The 20,565-nt window shown below is 55.2% G+C and carries 21 protein-coding genes; 8 read left to right on the forward strand and 13 right to left on the reverse strand.

Translation table 11 applies throughout. From position 1 onward, the window contains the following. Positions 1-7: 7 nt before the first annotated feature. The 10 genes from minC to C2U68_RS05280 all read right to left on the reverse strand — a co-directional run bounded on the left by minC (position 8) and on the right by C2U68_RS05280 (position 8,150). Positions 8-751 (reverse strand): septum site-determining protein MinC, encoded by a 744-nt coding sequence (gene minC, locus C2U68_RS05235; RefSeq protein ID WP_140911463.1) that lies wholly within the window; start codon positions 749-751, stop codon positions 8-10. A 68-nt stretch (positions 752-819) separates the two neighbouring features. After that, positions 820-2,178, reverse strand: a complete 1,359-nt coding sequence (mgtE, locus tag C2U68_RS05240) for a magnesium transporter (protein ID WP_140911464.1) — start codon at positions 2,176-2,178, stop codon at positions 820-822. A gap of 36 nt (positions 2,179-2,214) precedes the next feature. Then, on the reverse strand, positions 2,215-3,072 hold the full coding sequence (gene rapZ / locus C2U68_RS05245) for an RNase adapter RapZ (RefSeq protein WP_140911465.1): 858 nt from the start codon (positions 3,070-3,072) through the stop codon (positions 2,215-2,217). 55 nt (positions 3,073-3,127) lie between these two features. Further along, the gene (gene hpf, locus C2U68_RS05250; RefSeq protein WP_054761376.1) at positions 3,128-3,418 is read right to left on the reverse strand and encodes a ribosome hibernation-promoting factor, HPF/YfiA family; all 291 of its coding nucleotides are present in this window, start codon (positions 3,416-3,418) and stop codon (positions 3,128-3,130) included. A 39-nt stretch (positions 3,419-3,457) separates the two neighbouring features. Then, the gene (locus tag C2U68_RS05255; RefSeq protein WP_140911466.1) at positions 3,458-4,894 is read right to left on the reverse strand and encodes an RNA polymerase factor sigma-54; all 1,437 of its coding nucleotides are present in this window, start codon (positions 4,892-4,894) and stop codon (positions 3,458-3,460) included. Between the two features lie 13 nt (positions 4,895-4,907). Further along, on the reverse strand, positions 4,908-5,633 hold the full coding sequence (gene lptB / locus C2U68_RS05260; protein WP_140911467.1) for an LPS export ABC transporter ATP-binding protein: 726 nt from the start codon (positions 5,631-5,633) through the stop codon (positions 4,908-4,910). Continuing rightward, a complete protein-coding gene (lptA, locus tag C2U68_RS05265; RefSeq protein WP_140911468.1) occupies positions 5,633-6,133 on the reverse strand; it encodes a lipopolysaccharide transport periplasmic protein LptA in 501 nt (166 codons plus the stop codon). Before lptA ends, lptB begins: the two co-directional genes overlap by 1 nt. Next, positions 6,120-6,686 carry an LPS export ABC transporter periplasmic protein LptC gene (gene lptC / locus C2U68_RS05270; RefSeq protein WP_140911469.1) on the reverse strand — a complete coding sequence of 189 codons (567 nt, stop codon included), beginning with the start codon at positions 6,684-6,686 and terminating at the stop codon, positions 6,120-6,122. The genes lptA and lptC overlap by 14 nt, the downstream gene beginning before the upstream one ends. After that, positions 6,683-7,216 carry a 3-deoxy-manno-octulosonate-8-phosphatase KdsC gene (gene kdsC / locus C2U68_RS05275; protein ID WP_140911470.1) on the reverse strand — a complete coding sequence of 178 codons (534 nt, stop codon included), beginning with the start codon at positions 7,214-7,216 and terminating at the stop codon, positions 6,683-6,685. Before kdsC ends, lptC begins: the two co-directional genes overlap by 4 nt. 13 nt (positions 7,217-7,229) lie before the next feature. After that, a complete protein-coding gene (locus C2U68_RS05280) occupies positions 7,230-8,150 on the reverse strand; it encodes a KpsF/GutQ family sugar-phosphate isomerase (protein ID WP_222101870.1) in 921 nt (306 codons plus the stop codon). A gap of 199 nt (positions 8,151-8,349) precedes the next feature. Here C2U68_RS05280 and C2U68_RS05285 point away from each other — a divergent pair, with 199 nt between their 5' ends. The 7 genes from C2U68_RS05285 to hisD are packed head-to-tail and all read left to right on the forward strand — an operon-like array spanning position 8,350 to position 13,995. After that, positions 8,350-9,168, forward strand: a complete 819-nt coding sequence (locus C2U68_RS05285; protein WP_140911472.1) for an ABC transporter ATP-binding protein — start codon at positions 8,350-8,352, stop codon at positions 9,166-9,168. An 18-nt stretch (positions 9,169-9,186) separates the two neighbouring features. After that, entirely contained in the window at positions 9,187-9,969 is a 783-nt protein-coding gene (mlaE, locus tag C2U68_RS05290) for a lipid asymmetry maintenance ABC transporter permease subunit MlaE (protein WP_140911473.1), read from the forward strand. Position 9,970: 1 nt separating this feature from the next. Further along, entirely contained in the window at positions 9,971-10,435 is a 465-nt protein-coding gene (gene mlaD / locus C2U68_RS05295; RefSeq protein ID WP_140911474.1) for an outer membrane lipid asymmetry maintenance protein MlaD, read from the forward strand. After that, positions 10,436-10,747, forward strand: coding sequence for a lipid asymmetry maintenance protein MlaB (locus C2U68_RS05300; RefSeq protein ID WP_140911475.1), 312 nt, complete (start codon positions 10,436-10,438; stop codon positions 10,745-10,747). A 33-nt stretch (positions 10,748-10,780) separates the two neighbouring features. After that, positions 10,781-12,046, forward strand: coding sequence for a UDP-N-acetylglucosamine 1-carboxyvinyltransferase (gene murA, locus C2U68_RS05305; RefSeq protein WP_140911476.1), 1,266 nt, complete (start codon positions 10,781-10,783; stop codon positions 12,044-12,046). 15 nt (positions 12,047-12,061) lie between these two features. Further along, positions 12,062-12,688: an ATP phosphoribosyltransferase gene (gene hisG / locus C2U68_RS05310; protein WP_140911477.1), complete on the forward strand. Its 627-nt coding sequence runs from the start codon at positions 12,062-12,064 to the stop codon at positions 12,686-12,688. 5 nt (positions 12,689-12,693) lie between these two features. Then, positions 12,694-13,995 carry a histidinol dehydrogenase gene (gene hisD, locus C2U68_RS05315; protein ID WP_140911478.1) on the forward strand — a complete coding sequence of 434 codons (1,302 nt, stop codon included), beginning with the start codon at positions 12,694-12,696 and terminating at the stop codon, positions 13,993-13,995. 120 nt (positions 13,996-14,115) lie between these two features. On the opposite strand, the gene aceF is transcribed toward hisD, so the two are convergent. Further along, entirely contained in the window at positions 14,116-15,408 is a 1,293-nt protein-coding gene (gene aceF, locus C2U68_RS05320; protein WP_140911479.1) for a dihydrolipoyllysine-residue acetyltransferase, read from the reverse strand. Positions 15,409-15,432: 24 nt separating this feature from the next. Beyond that, positions 15,433-18,105, reverse strand: a complete 2,673-nt coding sequence (aceE, locus tag C2U68_RS05325; protein WP_140911480.1) for a pyruvate dehydrogenase (acetyl-transferring), homodimeric type — start codon at positions 18,103-18,105, stop codon at positions 15,433-15,435. Positions 18,106-18,371: 266 nt separating this feature from the next. Between aceE and C2U68_RS05330 the strand changes: the two genes are divergently transcribed. Further along, the gene (locus C2U68_RS05330; protein WP_140911481.1) at positions 18,372-18,944 is read left to right on the forward strand and encodes a VPLPA-CTERM sorting domain-containing protein; all 573 of its coding nucleotides are present in this window, start codon (positions 18,372-18,374) and stop codon (positions 18,942-18,944) included. 67 nt (positions 18,945-19,011) lie between these two features. On the opposite strand, the gene C2U68_RS21110 is transcribed toward C2U68_RS05330, so the two are convergent. Continuing rightward, the coding region (locus C2U68_RS21110) for an Ig-like domain-containing protein (protein WP_222101867.1) at positions 19,012-20,565 on the reverse strand (1,554 nt) is incomplete at its 5' end.

Consider the following 20,565-nt stretch of genomic DNA (forward strand, 5'->3'; position numbering starts at 1 on the left):
GAAAAGCTTAAAACTCTTTAATAATCAGGGCTTGATTATCCAGACTGATCTGTAACGGCTTATGCGCCGGATATTTGCTCAAATCTTCGCTCAGCTGGTAAATCCCGGCGATTGAAATCAATTCGGCTTGCAGGTCCGAGCAGAAAATACGGGAAGCAGTATCGCCCAACACGCCAGCCAAAGCTCTGCCGCGGAGCGAACCGTAGATGTGAATATTGCCCTCGGCCATGATTTCGGCGCCGGCGCTCACCGTTGCGGTAACGATCAAATCCCCTTTCGCATAGACCCGTTGCCCGGAACGGACCGGTTGCACGACCAGCTTGTTTTCCACAAGCTGAGTTTGCTGCTTCGGCTCTTCAGCAACTGGCGGCGGCAATGTTTTTGCGGCAGGTTTGTTGGCAACGAGCGGCGCATTGGCGCCATGCAGGGAATAATGCGGCAAATTAATTGCCAGAGCATCGTCGGTTTGTTTTTGGTTACCACCGCGAATACCGATCGGCATGAACCCGTGTTTGCGGACCAAAGCGACGATTTCGGTAAAATCCAGTTCGAGATTTTGAGCGTTAAGCTTTTGAAAATCGATCAAGAGCGGCGAATTTTTAAAAAATTCGGGTGCTTGCGCGACTTTTTCCTGCAATTGTTGATCGATCAGGACCACGTCATTACCGGCTAGCAGCAATACCGGCACTGTCAGCGACGTGCTTTTGAACTCCAAAGCTGTTTTTTGCGTAATTGGTGCGCCGGTAGACATTTATTTTGGAAAATAAGCTGCTGTACGTCTGGAATACTACCATTTTCCGTAACAAAAAGCACAAACCCTTAAAGGAGAAACAAGGTCGCCAAACCCAAAAAGGCTGTAAAACCAACCACATCGGTGACTGTGGTCAATAACACTCCGCCGGCCAGGGCCGGATCAATCCCCATCTTGTTCAGCAAAACCGGTATCGCCACACCGGACAAAGCGGCACAGACCAGATTGATCAACATCGCCACACCCAGCAATATTCCGACATCCGGGCGGTGAAACCACATACCAGCCACCAGGGCTACCACACAGGCCCACACCAAACCGTTCAACAAGCCGACCGAAATCTCCTTAAACAATAAGCGCCCGGCATTGCTACCAGTGACTTGGCGTAAGGCCAGACCTCTGACCACCAAGGTTAAAGTCTGACTGCCGGCAATACCGCCCATGCTGGCCACAATCGGCATCAGCACGGCCAGCGCCACAATCTGTTGGATAGCGTCTTCGAACAAATCGATCACCGAGGCCGCCAGAAAAGCCGTCAGCAGATTTACGCCTAGCCAGAGAGCCCGACGCTTGGCACTGCTGACCACCGGTGCAAACATGTCCTGCTCTTCGCTCAAACCGGCCATGCTCATCAGCGAATGGTCCGCTTCGTCCCTGATTAAACCGATAACGTCGTCGACTGCTATCCGCCCGACCACTCTGCCGTCATCCGCCAACACCGGAACAGACAGCAATTTGCGCCGCTCAAATACTCCGGCAACGTCACGACTTGGCATCCGGTAAGAAATGCCGGCAATTCGGGTATCCATCACAGCGGCAACCTTGGTATGCGGATCATGACTCAGCAACTGGCTGAGCGGCAATACCCCCTGAAAGTGTTCCTTACGATCAACAACGATCAGATTATCGGTATTGGCTGGAATGTTGCCGCGCAAGCGCAAGTATCGCGAAACAACATCCAATGTGACGTCGCCGCGTATCGTCAGCACGTCATCGGACATAATGCCGCCAGCAGTATGCTCCCCGTAACTCAAAGCCTTTTCGATCCGGTTACGGTTATGCACCCCAATCGATTCCATGATTTGCGACAACAACGGCTCAGGCAGCACATGCAATAGATCAACCATGCCGTCGGCACCCATCGACTCGGTCGCGGCAATCAGGTCTTTGCGGTCGGTGATTTTCAGCAGACCGGCACCGACTTCGACGTTAACTTCCACCAGGATTTCGCCAATCACTCCGGGTGGAATCAACGCCCAGAGTTTTGCGCGCTGTTCGGGATCCAAGGCTTCGAGAATATGCGCCGCTTCCGCCGGATAAAGGGACCGCACCAAGTTTCTGATTTCGATTTGCGAGCCGTTGGCCAAAACTTCCAGCGTCCGATCCAATAGAGATTCCGCGTTTTCGAGCTTCACTGCTGATGTCATAGGTACAAAACCAAAAAGAGGGCCGGCGGCCCGGGGTTACCGCAACTCCCGATGCCTGACGATGACGTTGGCGGTAATCGTTTGAAAATGTTTGCTTAAGGCTTCGACCAGATAAACCGAACGGTGTTGGCCGCCGGTACAACCGATCGCAATAGTCAAATAACTGCGGTTATCCGATTCGAACCGCGGCGCCCAACGGCCGATGAAGTAACCGATATCGTGTAGAAACTCCTTTACGGCCGGATCGTTCTGCAAAAAATCGGCAACCGAGGGATTTTTGCCGGTTAAGCCCCTTAGCTCAGGCGCCCAATAAGGGTTGGGCAGACTACGGGCATCGAACACAAAGTCGGCGTCCAGCGGAATCCCGTATTTGAAACCGAACGACTGGAACAGAATCGACAGCGAGTTTTTGCCTTTCTCACCCAGCCGGTTTTTCAATAAATCCCGTAATTGATGGTAATGCGTATAGCTGGTGTCGATTACGATATCGGCTCTCAAGGCCAGCGGACGCAACATCTCCCGCTCGATTTCCAAGGCTTCGCGCAAAGGCCGGCTCTCGGTGCTGAGCGGGTGGCGGCGACGGGTTTCGCTGTAGCGCTTCAGGATGATGTTCTCATCCGCCTCCATGTACACCAGTTCGCAGTCGATACCCTTGTTACGAATTGAAGTCAGACTGTCCGGAAACTCGGCCAAATTGTCGGACCGATTGCGAGCATCGATGCCGATCGCGGTTTTGCTGTAAGTGGCTTGGTTTTTCAGCATCACGTGATCGACAAAGTCGGCCAGCAATGCGACCGGTAAGTTATCGATGCAGTAATAGCCGCAATCTTCCAGAGTATCCAACGCGATACTCTTGCCCGACCCCGATAAACCGCTGACGATAACAAGCTTCATGGTTGACTGGACACGAGACGAAAGCCGTTTTCATCCCGTGTCGCCGAATATCCGATTAACGATGGTTTTGAGATTTTTCTTTGTGCTTGACGATTTGGCGGTCGAGCTTGTCGACCATATTGTCGATCGCTGCATACATGTCTTCTTGCACGTCTTCCGCATAAAGCTTGGCACCGCTGACCTGTACTGCCGCTTCGGCTTTTTGCTCCAGTTTTTCAACGGTCAAAATGACATGGACATCAACGACGTTGTCGAAATGGCGTTTGATTTTGCCGATTTTTTCTTCGACATAAGCTTTCAACGCCTCGGTAACTTCTACGTGATGGCCTGTGATACTAACTTGCATGGAATACTCCTGTTTTTAAAAATTGTGCTTCCCGATCGATTAAATGTGCCTTTTCCGCTGGCTGGTTGAAGGGATGGACATCGCTTCCCGGTATTTGGCGATGGTGCGGCGCGCGACGTTAATGCCCTTCTCGTTCAATAAATCCGATATTTTACTATCGCTTAACGGCTTGGCCGGATTTTCGTTGCCGACCAACTCTTTTATCAGCGCCCGGATTGCCGTCGCCGAGCACTCGCCTCCGCCATCGGTACTGACGTGGCTGGAGAAAAAGTATTTGAATTCGATCACCCCATGGGGAGTGTGCATGTATTTCTGCGTGGTCACCCGCGAGATCGTCGATTCGTGCAACTCCAGTTCCTCGGCGATATCCCGCAACACCATCGGCTTCATTGCGATCGCCCCATGCTCGAAAAAATCGCCTTGTTTTTCGACGATACTTTTTGCGACCCGCAACAAGGTGTCGTTACGGCTATGCAGACTTTTGATAAACCAGCGCGCTTCCTGCAAATGGTTTTTCATGCTGACATTGTCTGAACTGTTGTCCGCGCGCTTGATCATGCCGGAATAGAAGGGGTTGATGCGCAATTTCGGCGCGATGTCCGGGTTCAAGCTGACCAGCCATTGGCCGTTAACTTTGACCACGAACACGTCGGGCACGACATATTCGACATCGACTTCCTGCAAGCTGGCTCCCGGCTTGGGGTCCAAGGTCCGAATCAAGGCCAATATACCTTTCAATTCGTCTTCGCTGAGCCCGACCCGTTTCATCAAGCGGACCTGATCGCAACTGGTCAGCAAATCCAGATGCCGGTGCACAAAATCCAAGGCTTCAGCCTTGTAGCGGGTGTTATCCGGCAATTGCTGCAATTGCAACCGCAGGCAGTCGGCCAAATCCAGCGCCGCGACACCGACCGGATCGAAATTCTGAATCCGATGCAGCACGGCCTGAACCTCGTCGAATTCCAAGCCTTCCAACTGCTCCAGCAAACCTTGAAAAATGTCCTGCAGATCGCTGGCGACATAACCGTCGTCGTTGATTGCGTCGATAATCGCTACCGCAATTGCATAATCGCGATCCGAGATTGGAATCAGATCCAATTGCCACAGTAAGTGGTCGTGCAAAGTTTCGGATTTACCGCGAAAGGTTTCGAACTCGGGCGTGTCGCCGTCATCGCCGCTGCTGGGCAACGAACTTTCGTAAACATCGTCCCAACTGACATCGACCGGCAACTCGTCCGGCATATCGGTTTGGGAGCCTTCGCTGGTGACTTGGTCGGTGTTGTCGAGCTTTTTATCGCGAAACTCCAAAGCCGGCAGCTCTTCTTCGTCCAATTCCAGCATCATATTGGATTCCAGCGCCTGCTGAATTTCCTGCTGCAAATCCAAAGTCGACATTTGCAACAGTTTTATTGCCTGCTGCAACTGCGGCGTCATGGTCAAACTTTGACCGATGCGGAGCTGTAAGGATTGCTTCATGACTACTCGGATTTTATAAACTGAATTTTTCGCCCAGATACACTCTGCGCACCTCGTCGTTCTCGACAAGTTGGCGGGATTGCCCTTCGGCGATAACCTTGCCTTCGTTCAAGATGTAGGCGCGATCGCATATTTCCAATGTTTCCCTAACTTTATGCTCGGTGATCAGGATACCGATACCGCGCTGCTTCAGATGCGCGATAATTTTTTGCAATTCCAAAACCGAGATCGGATCGACGCCGGCAAACGGTTCGTCCAACAAAATAAACTGTGGTTCGCTGGCCAAAGCCCGGGCAATCTCGACCCGCCGCCGCTCGCCGCCCGACAGCCCCAATGCCAACTGGTTGCGCAAGTGGCCGATACCGAACTCCCCCAACAATTCGTCGATGACCAGTTCGATCTGGCCATCGGTCAAATCGTCACGAATCTGCAGTACCGCGCGCAAGTTGTCGGCGACACTGAGCTTACGAAATACCGATGCTTCCTGGGCTAGATAGCCTATCCCCAATCTTGCCCGCCGATGCATCGGATGCAGCGTAATCCGTTGGTCGTCGAGAAAAATATCGCCTCTGTCCGCCTTCACCAGCCCCACCATCATGTAGAAGCTAGTGGTTTTACCGGCGCCGTTAGGGCCGAGCAAGCCCACCACCTCGCCGGTATCGACCTGCAAACTGACGCCATCGACGACGTTGCGTGAGCTGTACCGCTTGTACAACTCGGTTGCTACCAAGCGCGCCACTATTGGGCCTTCTTGGTTTTGGGCTGAATCACCGAGTGCACCCGCTTGCCATCGGAATTGGACTCACCGGCTTTCAACAACGAGTTTTTGGTATCGTACTCTATGTACTCGCTGGATTGTTTGGCATCACCCTGCCAAACCGAAGCATTTTTCATAAAGATCAACAAATTCTTATCCGGATAAAACTCGTTGATCAAACCCTCGCCGTGCATTTCTTCCTTACCCACGGCCGGCAATTGTTTGAAACGGGACGGCTTACCCGTCGCCACCAGTTTGGTGATGGCGCCGTCTTTCAGATGCACCACCAACTGGTCGGCGTCGATTCTGATACTGCCCTGGGTCGCCACCACATTACCGGTGTAGGTACTGATCTGGCTTTTTTCATCGTAAACGGCGTTATTGGAATCGATATAAACAGGCTGCTCGGAATCCGACTCCAAACCGAACGCAAGCCGCGCCGACAAAAACAGGCCTACCCCCACTATTCTACTTAATTTCATAGCGACCTTTCACTTTGGACAACAATTTCAGGTGAATCGGACTGACGAAAGTCGCCTCCATTCCTATCCCTTCCGTTCTATTGGGGGGACTGATGATTTCCGCCCAAGCTTGGGTCTCTGCAAAATGACTGGCGAGTTTAACTCGCAAATCCGATGTGTTAATGGTTAAAGCCGAATTGGTTTTCGATGCATCACGATTGATATAAGCTTTGCCGTTCAACTGCAAACTATCACCGTCCGCCGCCATGATTCCGGTTTCGGATTTGATCGACCATGGCTTTTGATTGGGATTGAACAGCGTCATGACCGGCTGCTGCAGATGCGTGCTGCCGTCGGCCTTGTAATGTTCCATTCTGTCAGCCGACAATTCGCTTTTCGGCAAGCCGTCCAAATCCATCTCTTTTTTGTAATAACCCACGCTGAAAAAATCCGGGCTATTTTCGGCAATTTTTATTTCGGCGTCACGCTGTTCGTTAAGCTGCACCAGCCACCACGACAACAAAGCGGCCAAGCCGACATAGACAAAAATCTGAAAATTCCGCTGCGATGTCATAAATAGTTGTGCAACACCGCATCCAGCGTCCCTTGAGCATGCATGATCAAATCGCACACCTCGCGCACGGCACCCAAGCCGCCGGGGACTTTGGTTTGCCAATGCGCATGTGCCAACACCGCAAAATTGGCATCCTGCACCGCCACGGCAAACCCTACCTGGCGCATGACCGGCAAATCCAAAACGTCGTCGCCGACATAAGCCACTTGCCGCGACTGCAAATTCAATCGCTGCAACACGTCGGCGAAAGCCGCTCGCTTGTTTTCATGCCCCTGATAGACATGCTCGACGCCAAGCCCCTGCATCCGCAACGTCACCGAATTGGATTTTCGGCCGGAAATGACCGCGACTTCGACACCGGTTTGACGCAGCAACTTGATACCGTGGCCGTCGCGGGCGTGAAAGCATTTGTACTCTCTGCCGCCATCGTCGAAAAACAAACGGCCGTCGGTCAGCACGCCGTCGACATCCAACACCAACAATTTGAGCTCGCGGACGATGGCGAGTTGTTCAGGACTTAATTCAAACATTTCCGCTCACGCTTCAAACAATCCCGGCCCGCAACAAATCATGCATATTCAATGCGCCGAGCAACTTATTATTTTCGTCGACCACCAACAAGGCGTTAATTTTTTTGGCCTCCATGATCTGCATCGCCTCGGCCGCCAACATGCGTTCGTCGACGGACTTGCAATTCCGGGTCATGACTTCCGCAATCCGGGTCAGGTGCACATCCAGGTTTTTCTCCAGCATCCGCCGCAAATCGCCGTCGGTAAACACTCCGGCCACGCGACCGTCGCCATCCACCACCGCAGTCATTCCCAGTTTTTTGCCGGTCATTTCCAGCAAAGCCTCGCCGACCAACACTGTATCGGATACCACCGGCACTTCGCCGCCACGATGCATGATGTCGCCGACCTGCAACAGCAATCGCTTGCCCAAACTGCCGCCCGGATGCGATAGCGCGAAATCGTCCCGAGTAAATCCGCGAGTTTCCAGTAAAGAGACGGCCAAGGCATCCCCCATCACCAATGCCGCGGTAGTGCTGGCGGTGGGCGCCAAACCCAACGGGCAAGCCTCTTGTTCAACTGCAACATCGATGTGCGCCGTTGCAAACTTTGCCAACGTCGAGCCGGGATTGCCGGTCAACGCAATCAAGGGTACGCCCAGGCGCTTAATGATAGGCAAAATCGTCAGAATTTCTCCGGTTTCGCCGGAATTAGACAGGGCCAAGACCACGTCCTGACGGGTGATCATGCCCAAGTCGCCGTGACTGGCTTCACCCGGATGCACGAAAAACGCCGGCGTGCCGGTGCTGGCCAAAGTTGCGGCGATTTTACCGGCGATATGTCCGGATTTGCCCATGCCAGTAACCACTACTCGGCCTTTGCAAGCCAGTAACAGACGGCAAGCAGCAACGAACTGGTGGTCGATACGCGCGGCCAACGCTGCCACGGCCTGCATTTCGGTTTGAATCACCGCCAACGCCAACGCCTGAATGTTCTGATCGCCGCCCACCGAAAACCGACTCCGCACACTTGAGTAAAAAGGAATCATTATTGCATGTTCTTGATCGACTTTTCACCCCAAGTCATTGACTTATTCGCGACCAGTCATAGAAAATAACCTGTTACCAAACCAGATACTCCTGTAATCACAGCAGATGGCCACTAGCGCAAGCCCGGAAAGCAACATCGTTTCAATCAGCAACTTGAGCTTTTCCAGGGGCGCCAGAAAGATATTCGACGGCATCGATCTCGAAATCCAACGCGGCAAAATCACCGCCATCATGGGCCCCAGCGGCACCGGCAAAACCACACTGCTGAAACTGATCGGCGGCCAACTGACTCCCGAACGCGGCCAAATCAATGTCGACGGTTTGAATGTTCATCGTTTGCCGACCCGCGACTTGTACAATTTACGCAAACGGATGGGCATGCTGTTCCAAAGCGGCGCCCTGCTCACCGACATGAACGTTTACGACAATGTGGCGTTTCCGCTGCGGGAGCACACCCACCTGCCGGAATCGATGATCCGCACCCTGGTGTTGATGAAATTGCACGCGGTCGGATTGCGCGGCGCTCACCGCCTGATGCCGAACGAACTGTCCGGCGGCATGGCGCGCCGGGTCGCTCTGGCCCGGGCCATCGCATTGGACCCGATGATGATCATGTACGACGAACCGTTTACGGGCCAGGACCCGATCTCGATGGGCGCGTTGGTGCATTTGATCAAAGCCTTGAACACCACGCTCGGCCTGACCAGCATCATCGTCTCCCACGACGTCCAGGAAACCGCGGCGATTGCCGATTACATCTACGTTCTGTCTGGCGGAAAAGTGATTGGCCAAGGGACTCCACAACAATTGGCAGCCTCCGATTCGGAGTGGGTGGAACAGTTCATGAACGGTTACGCCGACGGCCCGGTGCACTTCCACTACCCCGCTCCAGATTATCTGGACGACTTGTTGTCCGGCAAATAAGCCCTATTTGAGAACGCGATGCTCGAATTACTGCAAACTCTGGGAAAAACCACGCGCAGCGCTTTTGCCAAATTGGGGCGGGGCACTTTCTTTCTGCTGCATACTCTGACCGGCATCGGCGAAGTAATGCCGCGCCCGAATTTGCTGCTGAAGCAGATGTATTCGGTCGGCGTGCTGTCGTTTCTGATCATCACCATTTCCGGCCTGTTCGTCGGCATGGTGCTCGGTTTGCAAGGCTTCAACATCCTGTCGGACTTCGGCGCCGAAGAATCGTTGGGCGTAATGGTCGCCGCTTCGCTGGTCCGGGAACTGGGGCCGGTGGTTTCCGCCTTATTGTTCGCCGGCCGGGCGGGATCTGCGCTGACCGCCGAGATTGGCCTGATGAAAGCCACCGAACAACTGTCCGGCATGGAGATGATGGCGGTCGACCCGATCAACCGCATCATTTCCCCGCGCTTTCTGGCCGGCTTTTTGGCCATGCCGTTACTGGCCGCACTGTTCAGCGCGATCGGCATCATGGGCGGCCATCTGGTCGGCGTCGGCATGCTCGGCGTCGACGACGGCGCATTTTGGGCGCAAATGCAGGCCAGCATCGATTTTCGCGAAGACATCGTTAATGGCGTCATCAAAAGCGTCGTGTTCGGCTTCGTCGTATCCTGGATCGCCCTGTTCGAAGGCTACGACGCCATCCCAACCTCGGAAGGGGTCAGCCGAGCCACCACTCGCACCGTGGTCAACTCGGCGTTTTCGGTATTGGCACTGGATTTCATCTTAACCGCACTCATGTTTGGAGACATTTAACATGCCGCATTCCAAGACCCAGGATACTCTGGTCGGATTTTTTGTCGCCTCCGGCATTGCCGCGTTGTTCTACATGGCTTTACAAGTCAGTAATCTGGGAACCTACACCGGTGACGACAGTTACACGGTGATTGCCCATTTTCAAAACTCCGGCGGTCTGAAAGTCAAATCGCCGGTATCGATCGCCGGCGTCCGCATTGGCCGGGTATCGTCGATCCGGCTGGATCGCAACAGCCACGAATCCATCGTCGAAATGCGCATCGAATCCAAGTACGACAACATCCCGATGGATTCGGGCGCCAGCATTTATACTGCCGGCCTGTTGGGCGAGCAGTACATCAGTATCGACCCGGGCTCGTCGGAAGAATACCTGCACGATAAGAGCCAGCTCGACATCACCAGCTCGGCCATCGTTCTGGAAGAAATGATCGGCAAATTCATGCTGAACAAGGCGGAAGGCAAATAGATGCCGAAACTGAGCGTCACCGAACAGGCCCCAGGGCATTACACCGTGGAAGGAAACCTGACTTTTGCCAGCATCGACAAGCAATCGCTGAAGTCCTTCAACTTTCTGAAAGGCATGGACAGCATCTGCATCGACCTGTCGCTAGTCGGCATGACCGACAGCGCCGGTCTGGCGTTGATGATCGAATGGATCAAGCAGGCCCGTAGCAACCGCGTCAAATTGTCTTTCAAGAACGTTCCGGCCCAATTACTGGCATTGGCCAAACTCAGCGGCTTCGACGAAACCGAATATTTTGCAAACCGCGCGCCTTGAGCCGCGTTCTGCCCCACTTACCCGAGACCATTCATGGATAAATTACTGATTACCGGCGGCAAACCCTTACACGGCGAACTGCGGATTTCCGGCGCCAAAAACGCCGCCCTGCCGATTCTGGCTGCGACGCTACTGTCCGAAGTACCGGTCAGCGTCGGCAACATTCCCCACCTGCACGACATCACCACCACGATGGAATTGCTGGGCCAAATGGGCGTGGGCCTGACCGTCGACGAGAAAATGAACATCGAAGTCGACACCAGCACCATCCACAAATACGAAGCGCCTTACGAACTGGTGAAAACCATGCGCGCTTCGATCCTGGTGCTGGGGCCGTTGCTGGCCCGTTTCGGGGAAGCTTACGTGTCGCTGCCCGGCGGCTGCGCGATCGGCACCCGGCCGGTGGATATCCACATCGACTCGCTGATCAAGATGGGAGCGGACATCACCGTGGAAGCCGGTTACATCCACGCCAAGGCCACGCGTCTGAAAGGCTGCCGTTTGGTGTTGGATAAAATCACCGTGACCGGCACCGAAAACATCCTGATGGCCGCCACCCTGGCGGACGGCATCACCATCATCGAAAATGCTGCCAAAGAGCCCGAAGTCACCGATCTGGCGCATTTTCTGAACAAAATGGGCGCCAAGATCAGCGGCGTCGGCACCGATATTCTGACCGTCGAAGGCGTCGAAAAGCTCGGCGTTCCCGGCCTGCATTACGATATTCTGCCGGACAGGATCGAAACCGGTACCTATCTGGTCGCCGGCGCGATCACCCGCGGCCATGTCCGTCTGAAAAATACCGACCCGAACACGCTGGACGCCGTGCTGGCTAAATTGAAGGAAGCCGGCGCCGACATCACCTGCGGCGAAAACTGGATCGAATTGAACATGCACGGCAAACGGCCGAAAGCGGTCACAGTGCGCACCGCGCCCTATCCGGCTTTCCCGACCGACATGCAGGCCCAATTTACGGCGTTGAACTCGGTCGCCGAAGGCGTCGGCCTGATTACCGAAACCGTATTCGAAAACCGCTTCATGCACGTGCAGGAATTGCAACGCATGGGCGCCCAGATCAAACTCGAATCCAACACCGCGATCTGCACCGGCAACGAAGGTCTGAAAGCGGCGCCGGTGATGGCTACCGACTTGCGCGCATCCGCCAGCTTGGTGCTGGCCGGCCTGATTGCAGAAGGCGAAACCTTGGTGGACCGGATCTACCATATCGACCGCGGTTACGACCATATCGAGGAAAAATTGTCGCAACTGGGCGCCACGATCCGCCGCGTTCCCAACTAAAACCCATCCCGAGCCATGTTAACCATCGCCGTATCCAAAGGCCGAATTTACGAAGAAGCCCTGCCGTTTTTGCAACAGGCCGGCATCACGCCGATCGACGATCCGGATAAAAGCCGGAAATTGATCCTGCAAACCACCCGCGACGACGTGCAATTGGTCATCATCCGTGCCACCGACGTACCGACCTTCGTCGAGTACGGCGCCGCCGACCTCGGCATCGCCGGCAAGGACGTATTGCTGGAGCACGGCGCGGAAAGCCTTTACGAACCGTTGGACTTGGGCATCGCCGGCTGCCGCCTGATGACGGCCGGCCCGGTCGGCGCGCCGCCGGTCAAAGGCCGCTTACGCGTCGCGACCAAATACGTCAAAACCGCGCAACGCTATTTTGCCGACCTGGGCGTGCAGGCCGAGATCATCAAGCTGTACGGTTCGATGGAACTGGCGCCGCTGGTTGGCCTGGCCGATTGCATCGTCGACTTGGTGGACACCGGCAATACGTTAAAAGCCAACGGCCTGGAGCCGCGCGAGCTGATCGCCAACATCACCTCCAGGCTGGTAGTCAATAAAGCGGCGATGAAAATGAAGCACCAAGCCATTCAAGCCTTGATAGACCAATTCGAAACCACGCTGGCGCAGAGGTAAGCCCCATGGCTGCGATCAAAATGTTACGCCTGGACAGTTCGTCCGCCGATTTCGCCAAACAATTGCAGGTTCGCCTGGACTGGGACGCCAGCGACGATTTGGAAATCCATAAACGGGTGCTGGACATCATCGCCGATGTCAAAAAACGCGGCGACCAGGCCTTGCTGGAATACACCAACCGTTTCGACCGCACCGCATTCAAGGCCGGCAAAGAACTGGAACTGAGCCGGGAGGCACTGAAGCAGGCCTGGGACACGCTACCCAGCACGCAAGCAATTGCTTTGCAAACCGCCGCGGACCGGGTGCGAGCTTACGCGGAACATCAAAAATTGCAGTCCTGGCATTACACTGAACTGGACGGCACCCTGCTCGGACAGAAAGTGACGCCGCTGGACAAAGCCGGCCTCTACGTGCCGGGTGGCAAGGCCGCTTACCCTTCCTCGGTGCTGATGAACGCGATTCCGGCGAAAGTCGCCGGCGTCGGCGAATTAATCATGGTGGTGCCGACACCCGGCGGCGAAACCAATCCGCTGGTGCTGGCGGCGGCCTACGTCGCCGGCGTGGACCGGGTGTTCACGATCGGCGGCGCTCAAGCCGTTGCGGCGCTCGCCTACGGCACCGAAACCGTGCCGGCCGTCGATAAAATCGTCGGCCCCGGCAACATCTATGTCGCCACGGCGAAAAAACTGGTGTTCGGTCAGGTCGGCATCGATATGATCGCCGGTCCGTCCGAAATCCTGATCATCTGCGACGGCCAAACCGATCCGGACTGGATCGCGATGGATTTGTTCTCGCAAGCCGAACACGACGAAAACGCCCAGGCAATCCTGATCAGCCCGGACGCCGACTTCCTGAAAAAAGTCGAAGCCAGCATCAATAAACTGCTGCCGGAAATGGAGCGCGCCGCCATCATCAAAGCCTCATTGACCGGCCGCGGCGCCTTTATCAAAGTCGCCGACCTGGACCAAGCCGCACAAGTAGCGAACCGTATCGCACCGGAACATTTGGAGCTGTCGGTCGCCGATCCGGAAGCCTTGGCAGAGCAAATCCGCAACGCCGGTGCCATCTTCATGGGCCGTTACACCGCCGAAGCCCTGGGCGACTACTGCGCCGGCCCCAACCACGTGCTACCCACCTCGAGTACTGCTCGTTATTCATCGCCGCTGGGCGTCTACGACTTTCAAAAACGCAGCAGCCTGATCAACTGCTCCGCAACGGGAGCACAGAATTTAGGGAAAATCGCTTCGGTGTTGGCGCGGGGCGAGAGTTTGACTGCGCACGCCCGGTCGGCGGAATTCAGAATTTAGCGGAGCAAATTCGGTGCCGTCGATCGTGACGATGCCGAACGAGTGGAATAAACTTCTACCACAAAGCGCCGCCCCGTTTACTCCAGAGCGGAAATAAACGGGGCGGCAACTTGGCCGGTTTTACAGCAACAGACGGCGAATATCGGCCAGATTGGCTTTTAAGGCTTCCATGAATCGGGCGCCTTCGGCACCGTCGATGACGCGATGGTCGTAGGTAATGTCCAGCGGCAACATCAGTTTCGGCTCGAATTCCTTACCGTTCCACACCGGCTGCACTTTGGAGCGGGTCACACCCAAGATCGCGACTTCCGGCGCGTTGACGATAGGCGTGAACGCCGTGCCGCCGATGCCACCGAGGCTGGAGATGGTCATGCAACCGCCTTGCATGTCGGACGGTTTCAGTTTGCCTTGACGAGCCAATTCGCTGAGCTCAGCCAATTCTTGCGACAACTGAAAAATGCCTTTTTTATCGACATCGCGGATGACCGGCACGACTAGGCCATTTGGCGTGTCGACCGCAATACCGAGGTGGTAATACTTTTTCAGGAAAAGCTTGTCGCCTTCCGGAGATAGCGAGCTATTAAAAGATGGGAATTTCTGCAGCGCAGCGACCAGCGCTTTCATGATGAACACCAAGCCGGTAACTTTGATGCCGTCCTTGCCTTGGTCGGCGTTGACCGCCTTGCGGAACTCCTCCATCTCGTCGATCGCGACTTCGTCGTGGTAGGTTACCAACGGCAGGTTCAACCAAACCCGGGTCAAATTTTGCCCGGTCAAGCGTTTGATTTTGCTTAACGGCTTTTCTTCGATTTCGCCGAATTGAGTGAAATCGACCGCCGGGATGGCCGGAATGCCGGCGCCGCCACCGCTTACCGCGGCGCCGGACGTCATAACTTGCTTGACGAATTTTTTCACGTCTTCCTGCAAGATCCGCCCTTTGCGGCCGCTGCCGGCCGGGATCTTGCTTAGCTCGACGCCCAATTCGCGGGCGAACAAGCGTACGCTCGGCGTCGCATGCGGTTTATAACCTTCGGTGCTGGCAACAACCGGCGCTACCGGGGCAGCCACGGCTTTAGCCGGTTCGGCTTTCGGCGCTTCCGCAACCGGCGCCGGAGGCGGCTCGGCGGCGGCAGGCACCGGCGCGACTTCGGCAACCGGCTCTGCAGCGGCGGCGCCGACTTCGACCGTGACGATCAAGGTACCTTCCGCGACTTTATCGCCCGGTTTGATATGGACCGACTTAACGATACCGGCCGCACTGGACGGCAGGTCCATTGTGGCCTTGTCGGTTTCCATCACCGCCAGAGTTTGTTCGATCGCAACCACGTCGCCGGGTTGCACCAAGACTTCGACGATATCGATTTCCGGCACGTTGCCGACGTCGGGGACTTTTACTTCAACTAAAGAACTCATCTACGCATTCCGTTAATTCAGCCGTTAAACCAACCAGGGGGCGCTGGCATCGGGGTTTATGCCATATTTCGCAATCGCCACGTCAACTTTGGCAGCATCGAACTCACCAGCTCGCGCCAGAGCTTGCAGCGCAGCAACGGTAACGTGGTAACGATCCACCTCGAAGAATTTACGCAGATTGGCGCGGGTATCGGAGCGGCCGAAACCGTCGGTACCCAGAACAGTGTAGGGATTTTTTACCCAGGGCCGAATCTGTTCGGCAAAGGCGCGCATATAGTCGGTTGCAGCGATCACCGGACCTTTGGCATCGTCCAGGCAGCGTTCGACGTGGGTCACGCGCGATTTCTCGGTCGGATGCAAACGATTCCAACGCTCGCAGCTTTGGCCGTCGCGCGCCAACTCGGTAAAGCTGGGGCAACTCCACAGATCGGCGTCGACACCCCAGTCGTCGTGCAGCAATTGGGCGGCGAAAATCACTTCGATGAAAATGGTGCCTGACCCCAACAACTGGACTCTGGGCTTGTTGCCCTTGTGGCCCTTTTTGAACAGATACATGCCTTTCAAAATGTCGGCTTCGGCGCCTTCGACCAATGGCGGCTGGTCGTAATTTTCATTCATCAAGGTGATGTAATAGAAGATATCCTCCTGCTCGACGTACATCCGGCGCAAGCCGTCGTGGATGATTACCGCCAGTTCACAGGCAAAGGTCGGATCGTAGGAATAGCAGTTCGGGACCGTCGCCGACATCAAATGGCTATGGCCGTCTTCGTGCTGCAAGCCTTCGCCGTTCAGCGTGGTTCTGCCGGCGGTGCCGCCTAACAGGAAGCCGCGGGTACGTTGGTCGGCCGCGGCCCAAATCAAGTCTGCGACGCGCTGGAAGCCGAACATCGAGTAGTAGATGAAGAACGGAATCATCGGCGTACCGTGAGTCGAATAGGCCGTACCCGCCGCGATCCAGTCGCACAGGCCGCCGGCTTCGTTGATGCCTTCCTGCAACACCTGGCCGTGCTTGTCTTCCTTGTAAAACATTAACTGTTCAGCATCTTGCGGCGTGTACAACTGGCCAACCTGCGACCAGATTCCCAATTGGCGGAACATGCCCTCCATACCGAAGGTGCGCGATTCGTCCGGCACGATAGGTACCACGCGTTTGCCGATTTGTTTGTCCTTGACCAGGATATTCAGGATGCGGACGAAAGCCATCGTCGTCGAGATTTCATGGCCTTCGCCGGTGCCATCCAGCAAAGCCTTGAACGCGGACAGCGCGGGGATTTCCAACGAATAGGATTTTGCCCGCCGCGCCGGCAGATAACCGCCCAAGTCGGCGCGGCGCTGGCGCAGGTATTTGAGTTCTTCGGAATCTTCCGCCAAACGGATGTAAGGCAGGTTGGGCAGGTCTTCGTCGCTGATCGGCAGTTGGTAGCGGTCGCGGATACCCTTGATCGACTCCAGGCTCATTTTCTTTTGCTGATGACTGGTGTTTTGGGCCTGGCCGGAATCGCCCATGCCGTAGCCTTTGATGGTCTTGGCCAGAATGACCGTCGGCTGGCCTTGGTGGTTGGCTGCCGCGTTATAAGCGGCAAACACCTTGATCGGATCGTGGCCGCCGCGGTTCAATTCCCAGATATCGCGGTCGGTGTAATCCTTGACCAGTTCTTTCAGTTCCGGCGTATTGAAGAAGTGCTCACGCACATAAGCGCCGTCCTTGGATTTGAAGGTTTGGTAGTCGCCGTCGACGCATTCCATCATGCGTTTGACGATCAATCCGTGCTTATCACGCGCCAGAATCGCATCCCAGCGCCGGCCCCAAATCACCTTGATTACGTTCCAGTTGGCGCCGCGGAAATTGCTTTCCAGTTCTTGAATGATTTTGCCGTTGCCGCGCACCGGGCCGTCCAGGCGCTGCAGGTTGCAGTTAATGACAAAGATCAGGTTGTCCAACTTTTCGCGGCCGGCCATGCCGATCGCGCCTAGGGTTTCCGGTTCGTCGCATTCGCCGTCGCCGAGGAAGGCCCAAACTTTACGGCCCTCGGTGTTGGCCATGCCGCGGTCCTGCATATAGCGCATGAAACGGGCTTGGTAAATCGCCATGATCGGCCCCAAGCCCATCGATACGGTCGGGAATTGCCAGAAATCCGGCATCAACCACGGATGCGGGTAAGACGATAAACCGTTGCCGCCGACTTCCTGACGGAAATTATCCATTTGTTCTTCGCTCAAACGACCGAGTAAGAAGGCCTGAGCATAGGTTCCGGGAGCCGAGTGGCCTTGCGAGAAAATCAAATCGCCGCCGTGTTTGTCGGATGCGGCATTCCAGAAATGGTTTTGACCTACATCGTACAAAGTGATTGCCGACGCGAAACTGGCGATATGACCACCGACATTGGTATGCTTGTTTGCCCGCAACACCATCATCATCGCATTCCAACGAACGTATGACCGGATGGTCCGTTCGATATCGGTATTACCCGGAAATTTGGGCTGCTTATCGACCGGAATCGAATTGATGTATGGCGTGTTGGCGGAGAAAGGAATGTCCAGACCGGCTTGTCTGGCGGTGCTGAGCAGGGTTTCGATCAGGTAACTGGCGCGTTCGCTGCCTTCCTTTTCGATCACCGCTTGCAGGGCTTCCATCCATTCTTGAGTCTCTGCGGGATCAATATCGTATTTGGCGGCAATGTCGGTATTGTTGGTCATTACGGAACCTAGGAAACATGGAAATAGCCGGAAAAGGATACCCGAAAAGGCCGGTGTCAGCATGTTTTTTTGGCAGCTTATCCGCCGACGCGGCCTTATATTCGGTGACTTGCGCCGGTTTCGGCTTTGTTGGCAACGAGGCCGAAACGGAGTCGGTAGCATCTTGAGCGCTGCTGCACTGTTCACCAGCCCAAAAGTACAAGTGGCTTTGCAGTACGACATCGCTTAGAATTTGCGTTAGTTCTAAATTTTACAAGGAGAATCCGATGCGTAGCCGAGTTTTACTCACTTTAGCCGCACTGTTTCTGACCGCGACCAGCGCGCAAGCCAATACGGTTACATTTACTTCGCAAACGTTTCAGCAAACCGCCGACGGACAAAGCTTCGAATTTATAATCGATAACGCCCCACTCGCAGCGTTGACCGAGGGCTCGCTTTGGATTCACGCCCGCGGCGACTACAGCGAGAACTCCGATCTGGAAAACATCGCGTTCAGCATTGACGGCGTCGCGTTTCCGGATAATGCGTCCCCTTATTTCGGCGGCATCGTCTCCAATTCGCACCATCAAGACGTCGTCGAATGGAGTCAAGAATTTGTACTGGATGGCGCCGATCTGGTGAACTGGACCGCCGACAACAAAATTGTCATTTGGTTGAATTTATCGAGCGACGTTGAATTTAACTTGCATGCTGACGGTTTCACTGCCCAGTTTCCGCCGTTCGTCGAAGCAAGGCTGACCTATAACACGCCAGCCGTACCTCTGCCGGCGGCCGCTTGGCTGTTTGCCGGCGGCTTGTTGGGCGTATTCGGTACCGGCAAATATCGTAAATCCAGCTGACTTAGCTAACCCGACCTCAAAAAAAACCGGCTTAAGCCGGTTTTTTTATGTGAGGTGGTTAGCCAGACTAATGAACGTGGCTATCGGCGTGTTGTAGCTCGGGCAACGTCGTCGTAATACCCGTCGCGAGTAGTGTACCGGCATTTACGCTGAAGCTGCCGCTAACACTATCCCCATCGCCATCTGTGGCAGTGAAACCGAAATTCAATTGCAGCGTTTGCGAACTTGCCGCCTGATATTTCAACCCACCCAGTTCAAACTTGCCCGCAGTTATATCGATCTTCAGGGTATCGAAACCACCATTGACGTTAATGGCTGGGGTAAAGCCGCCGGAAGGCATTGTCACATTATTCCGGCTGCCAACGACGGCTCCGTCTTTGTAAGCAGTCCAACTAAACCGATCCGGACCGGCGAGATCGGCATTGATGTCATTCATTTGCACTGCATTGACCACCCCACCGAACTTAAAGGTCAAGGTTTCACCACGATCCAAAGCATTGTCGTTGACGCCGATATGATTGGCAGGACTCAACACCAGGTTGCTCCCCTGCACCACTAGCGAGCTTCCGAAGGCGATCTGCGACGCGGAAACGCTCGTGGCGTTCTCAAAAGTCAGTGTTGTCGGCGTTGGAGCCGGTATATCCAATACATCGTACAGAACCAACTTGTAAGCCCCGTCAACTGACCCGGGCTCCGTAGGCTCAAGAGAAAACACAGCACGATCGATTGACTTTTGATCAAGATAATTGGCCTCGGTGGTAAGACCACCTTTATCAACAAAAGCGTAAATCTCCTGCAAATTATCGCCGTTGCTATCGAAAACCAAATAAGAAATACTGTCTCCGCGCGAGGTTAATGCACCGTTGTTATTCACTAAAGTTACGCCGCCGGAAGCTCCGAAACCGTCGAATCCCAAATCATAATCAATCAAGCCGGACAAGACTTGGTCGGGCTGAGCAACATTCTGTACCTGGCCATTGCTGTTGGCTACCCTTGGCCCGTCGTCGTAAACATCAACCCGGAAAACGGCATTCGCGACTTCCCCGTTCGTTCCGGTCAATACCGCGGAAATATCGTATTGGATTGGCGCCGAAGCGGCGTCTGCCGCCCCGGGATGGGACAATGCGCCCTTCAACGCAAACTCGTAGCTACCGTCGGCATTCACCGTGATCCGATAAGTACTGGCATCCAACGTTTTGCTGGCAGCGTCCCAGGTTGCTCCCGTCGCCGCCAAAGTTACCGAAACAGGGGGCTGACCGTCGATCAACAAAGATCCGGAGCCGGTCGGCTCGACTAATACAGCGCCACCTGTTTGATCCAAATTGCCGTTAGTCTCGTCGACTACCGCGTTAGTCGCCACCACGGTTGGAATATAGTCGACGGTGACGGTGGCCGGGTTCGAGACCAGGCCCAGGTTGTCGGCCACGGTGTAGCTGATCGGGGTCGGGTCGCCGGTGAAGCCGGCGGCCGGGGTAAAGGTGATGGCGCCGGTCGCCGGGTTAACCGTCCAGGTGCCTTGGCCCGCTACGACCAGCGGTTGGCCGGGGCCGCCGCTGCCGACGATCGTCACGCTGGCGGGGTTCAGGCTGCCGTCCGGGTCGTTGTCGTTGCCCAGCACGTC

The organism is Methylomonas koyamae, from assembly GCF_006483455.1.
GTDB lineage: Bacteria > Pseudomonadota > Gammaproteobacteria > Methylococcales > Methylomonadaceae > Methylomonas > Methylomonas koyamae_B.

Excerpts from the sequence above, each read along its gene's own strand:
- lptA (WP_140911468.1), bottom strand. The coding sequence starts at position 6,133 with ATGAAATTAAGTAGAATAGTGGGGGTAGGCCTGTTTTTGTCGGCGCGG.
- C2U68_RS05255 (WP_140911466.1), bottom strand. The coding sequence starts at position 4,894 with ATGAAGCAATCCTTACAGCTCCGCATCGGTCAAAGTTTGACCATGACG.
- aceF (WP_140911479.1), bottom strand. The coding sequence starts at position 15,408 with ATGAGTTCTTTAGTTGAAGTAAAAGTCCCCGACGTCGGCAACGTGCCG.
- murA (WP_140911476.1), top strand. The coding sequence starts at position 10,781 with ATGGATAAATTACTGATTACCGGCGGCAAACCCTTACACGGCGAACTG.
- mlaE (WP_140911473.1), top strand. The coding sequence starts at position 9,187 with ATGCTCGAATTACTGCAAACTCTGGGAAAAACCACGCGCAGCGCTTTT.
- mgtE (WP_140911464.1), bottom strand. The coding sequence starts at position 2,178 with ATGACATCAGCAGTGAAGCTCGAAAACGCGGAATCTCTATTGGATCGG.
- minC (WP_140911463.1), bottom strand. The coding sequence starts at position 751 with ATGTCTACCGGCGCACCAATTACGCAAAAAACAGCTTTGGAGTTCAAA.
- hpf (WP_054761376.1), bottom strand. The coding sequence starts at position 3,418 with ATGCAAGTTAGTATCACAGGCCATCACGTAGAAGTTACCGAGGCGTTG.
- hisG (WP_140911477.1), top strand. The coding sequence starts at position 12,062 with ATGTTAACCATCGCCGTATCCAAAGGCCGAATTTACGAAGAAGCCCTG.
- C2U68_RS05330 (WP_140911481.1), top strand. The coding sequence starts at position 18,372 with ATGCGTAGCCGAGTTTTACTCACTTTAGCCGCACTGTTTCTGACCGCG.
- C2U68_RS05300 (WP_140911475.1), top strand. The coding sequence starts at position 10,436 with ATGCCGAAACTGAGCGTCACCGAACAGGCCCCAGGGCATTACACCGTG.
- C2U68_RS05280 (WP_222101870.1), bottom strand. The coding sequence starts at position 8,150 with ATGCAGGCCGTGGCAGCGTTGGCCGCGCGTATCGACCACCAGTTCGTT.
- rapZ (WP_140911465.1), bottom strand. The coding sequence starts at position 3,072 with ATGAAGCTTGTTATCGTCAGCGGTTTATCGGGGTCGGGCAAGAGTATC.
- lptC (WP_140911469.1), bottom strand. The coding sequence starts at position 6,686 with ATGACATCGCAGCGGAATTTTCAGATTTTTGTCTATGTCGGCTTGGCC.
- aceE (WP_140911480.1), bottom strand. The coding sequence starts at position 18,105 with ATGACCAACAATACCGACATTGCCGCCAAATACGATATTGATCCCGCA.
- mlaD (WP_140911474.1), top strand. The coding sequence starts at position 9,971 with ATGCCGCATTCCAAGACCCAGGATACTCTGGTCGGATTTTTTGTCGCC.
- C2U68_RS05285 (WP_140911472.1), top strand. The coding sequence starts at position 8,350 with ATGGCCACTAGCGCAAGCCCGGAAAGCAACATCGTTTCAATCAGCAAC.
- hisD (WP_140911478.1), top strand. The coding sequence starts at position 12,694 with ATGGCTGCGATCAAAATGTTACGCCTGGACAGTTCGTCCGCCGATTTC.
- kdsC (WP_140911470.1), bottom strand. The coding sequence starts at position 7,216 with ATGTTTGAATTAAGTCCTGAACAACTCGCCATCGTCCGCGAGCTCAAA.